Genomic DNA, 3,296 nt, shown 5'->3' with positions numbered 1-3,296 from the left:
TTTTAGCAGGAGGAATGTTTACTATTTGGGGAATGCAAGGGGTGTTTTATAGTAGTGCTATTTTTGCTTTAACAGTGCTTATTTTCTTAAATTTTCTGCTAATAAGACTTCGGACATCTCAGTAGTTAGATATAAATCAAAGACTCTATTCTTAGAGTCTAAAAAACAAATTATTTCAGAAAAAAATGGAGGTAATTATGAAACGAAAAATTGGCGTAACTAATTGGATTTTTGGCGATGTAGATTTAATTGAAAGTGCGAAAATTATCGCCAGTATGGGTTTTGATGGTATGGAGGTTTATGTTGACATTGAAAAGGTATCATCAACAGAGGTTAAAAAAGTTTTAAATGATCATAATTTAGATGTTTTTTCCTTGACTCCTGCTAATTTTGATTTAGCTAATAATTACCTAAATTGTAGACAAATAGCGATTGATTATTACAAAAAATTAATCGATTACGGAGCAGAATTAGGACATCCAGTTATTACTTGTCATGAATACATTCAAAATCAATCAATTAAGGATTATTTGGGGGCAATTTATTGGCTGATTGATTCTTGTAAAAAGCTTGCTATTTATGCTCAGAAAGCTAATATTAACTTGGGATTTGAACCCCTTAACCGTTATCTTTGTCGCTTCATTCTTACCAGTGTTGATGTTGTTGAGTTAATCAATCAAGTTGATGCCCATAATTTGACAATTATACTTGATACTTTTCACATGAATTTAGAAGAAAACGATCTCAATAAAGCCATCATAATGTGTAAAGATAAACTCAGTATTTATCAAATTGCTGATTCTAATCGCAAAGGAATTGGGTTAGGTCATACAGATTTTACTACCCAATTTAAGACCTTAGATCAAATTAATTATACTGGCCCTATTATTTTAGAATGCGCTCATCCGAGACAGACCCCAGGTTCTCCATTAGCAGGAGATTTTGATGAACTAAAATTCTATCTTCAAACCAGTAAAAATTGGTTAATGCAACAAGAAACTACTTTAGTTTAAAAAGCATTAATTTTTGCTCTGTAAACTCCTCATCACTAACAATTACATCTACTCAATTACTTGGAGAAAATCATGTTTCCTGTCTATCCAGATTTAAAGAATAAGCATGTGTTAATCACGGGAGGAAGTAATGGTATTGGAGAAGCTTTGACCCGTACTTTTGCTCAACAAGCATCAGAAGTGACTATCCTTGATTTAGATAAAGATAAGGGATTAAAAATAGCAAAAGATTGTGAAAATTTGAACTGTAAAGTTAATGTCTATTCCGTAGATTTAACTAATACTTCAGAACTGACAAAGACCTTAAATTTAATCAAACAAGAAACTCCCATTGTTGATGTTTTAATTAATAATGCAGGGTATGATCCAAGATATCCTTTATTAGAGATGTCTGAAGAAGAATGGAATCATTTATTTCAATTAAATGTTGTCCATTATTTTATTACTTGTCGTGAACTTTTACCTGATATGATTAAAGCCGGTGGTGGTAGTATTATTATGACAAGTTCTCATGTTTTTTGGATTGCTAAACCCGATATGATCGCCTATAACACTACAAAAGCAGCAGTCATTGGTTTAGTTCGTAGTTTAGCAACAGCAGCAGGAAAACATCATATTCGTGTTAATGCAGTTGCTCCTGGTTGGATTATGACAGAAAGACAATTAGAACAATGGGTGACACCAGAAGCAACTGCATTAACACGAATATGATGTTTTCCTGCTGCTGTTGCTAAACTACGAACTAAACAATGACTGCTGCTTTTGTAGTGTTATAGGCGATCATATCGGGTTTAGCAATCCAAAAAACATGAGAACTTGTCATAATAATACTACCACCACCGGCTTTAATCATATCAGGTAAAAGTTCACGACAAGTAATAAAATAATGGACAACATTTAATTGAAATAAATGATTCCATTCTTCTTCAGACATCTCTAATAAAGGATATCTTGGATCATACCCTGCATTATTAATTAAAACATCAACAATGGGAGTTTCTTGTTTGATTAAATTTAAGGTCTTTGTCAGTTCTGAAGTATTAGTTAAATCTACGGAATAGACATTAACTTTACAGTTCAAATTTTCACAATCTTTTGCTATTTTAATCCCTTATCTTTATCTAAATCAAGGATAGTCACTTCTGATGCTTGTTGAGCAAAAGTACGGTCAAAGCTTCTCCAATACCATTACTTCCTCCCGTGATTAACACATGCTTATTCTTTAAATCTGGATAGACAGGAAACATGATTTTCTCCAAGTAATTGAGTAGATGTAATTGTTAGTGATGAGGAGTTTACAGAGCAAAAATTAATGCTTTTTAAACTAAAGTAGTTTCTTGTTGCATTAACCAATTTTTACTGGTTTGAAGATAGAATTTTAGTTCATCAAAATCTCCTGCTAATGGAGAACCTGGGGTCTGTCTCGGATGAGCGCATTCTAAAATAATAGGGCCAGTATAATTAATTTGATCTAAGGTCTTAAATTGGGTAGTAAAATCTGTATGACCTAACCCAATTCCTTTTGCGATTAGAATCAGCAATTTGATAAATACTGAGTTTATCTTTACACATTATGATGGCTTTATTGAGATCGTTTTCTTCTAAATTCATGTGAAAAGTATCAAGTATAATTGTCAAATTATGGGCATCAACTTGATTGATTAACTCAACAACATCAACACTGGTAAGAATGAAGCGACAAAGATAACGGTTAAGGGGTTCAAATCCCAAGTTAATATTAGCTTTCTGAGCATAAATAGCAAGCTTTTTACAAGAATCAATCAGCCAATAAATTGCCCCCAAATAATCCTTAATTGATTGATTTTGAATGTATTCATGACAAGTAATAACTGGATGTCCTAATTCTGCTCCGTAATCGATTAATTTTTTGTAATAATCAATCGCTATTTGTCTACAATTTAGGTAATTATTAGCTAAATCAAAATTAGCAGGAGTCAAGGAAAAAACATCTAAATTATGATCATTTAAAACTTTTTTAACCTCTGTTGATGATACCTTTTCAATGTCAACATAAACCTCCATACCATCAAAACCCATACTGGCGATAATTTTCGCACTTTCAATTAAATCTACATCGCCAAAAATCCAATTAGTTACGCCAATTTTTCGTTTCATAATTACCTCCATTTTTTCTGAAATAATTTGTTTTTTAGACTCTAAGAATAGAGTCTTTGATTTATATCTAACTACTGAGATGTCCGAAGTCTTATTAGCAGAAAATTTAAGAAAATAAGCACTGTTAAAGCAAAAATAGCACTACTA

The 3,296-nt window shown here is 31.9% G+C and carries 5 protein-coding genes; 2 read left to right on the top strand and 3 right to left on the bottom strand.

Going from position 1 to position 3,296, the window contains the following annotated elements; genetic code table 11:
* Positions 1–197: 197 nt before the first annotated feature.
* Complete coding sequence (locus AsFPU1_RS10465; protein WP_172957462.1) at positions 198–1,013, top strand: sugar phosphate isomerase/epimerase family protein; 816 nt, start codon at positions 198–200, stop codon at positions 1,011–1,013.
* 72 nt (positions 1,014–1,085) lie between these two features.
* A complete protein-coding gene (locus AsFPU1_RS10460; protein WP_125061102.1) occupies positions 1,086–1,724 on the top strand; it encodes an SDR family NAD(P)-dependent oxidoreductase in 639 nt (212 codons plus the stop codon).
* 31 nt (positions 1,725–1,755) lie between these two features.
* Here AsFPU1_RS10460 and AsFPU1_RS10455 read toward each other — a convergent pair whose 3' ends face one another.
* From AsFPU1_RS10455 to AsFPU1_RS10445, 3 genes are all read right to left on the bottom strand, one after another.
* The gene (locus AsFPU1_RS10455; protein ID WP_227875718.1) at positions 1,756–2,115 is read right to left on the bottom strand and encodes an SDR family NAD(P)-dependent oxidoreductase; all 360 of its coding nucleotides are present in this window, start codon (positions 2,113–2,115) and stop codon (positions 1,756–1,758) included.
* A 217-nt stretch (positions 2,116–2,332) separates the two neighbouring features.
* Positions 2,333–2,554, bottom strand: coding sequence for a hypothetical protein (locus AsFPU1_RS10450; RefSeq protein WP_125061100.1), 222 nt, complete (start codon positions 2,552–2,554; stop codon positions 2,333–2,335).
* The gene (locus tag AsFPU1_RS10445) at positions 2,493–3,149 is read right to left on the bottom strand and encodes a sugar phosphate isomerase/epimerase family protein (RefSeq protein WP_174715380.1); all 657 of its coding nucleotides are present in this window, start codon (positions 3,147–3,149) and stop codon (positions 2,493–2,495) included. Before AsFPU1_RS10445 ends, AsFPU1_RS10450 begins: the two co-directional genes overlap by 62 nt.
* Between the last annotated feature and the right edge of the window lie 147 nt (positions 3,150–3,296).

This window comes from Aphanothece sacrum FPU1 (assembly GCF_003864295.1).
Taxonomy (GTDB): Bacteria; Cyanobacteriota; Cyanobacteriia; order Cyanobacteriales; family Microcystaceae; genus Aphanothece_B; species Aphanothece_B sacrum.
Note: the sequence above shows the minus strand (reverse complement) of the source record. Positions and strands in the feature narration are given on the sequence as shown.

Bases quoted from the DNA above. Each gene is read 5' to 3' on its own strand.
- AsFPU1_RS10465 (WP_172957462.1), top strand. From the start codon at position 198: ATGAAACGAAAAATTGGCGTAACTAATTGGATTTTTGGCGATGTAGAT.
- AsFPU1_RS10460 (WP_125061102.1), top strand. From the start codon at position 1,086: ATGTTTCCTGTCTATCCAGATTTAAAGAATAAGCATGTGTTAATCACG.
- AsFPU1_RS10445 (WP_174715380.1), bottom strand. From the start codon at position 3,149: ATGAAACGAAAAATTGGCGTAACTAATTGGATTTTTGGCGATGTAGAT.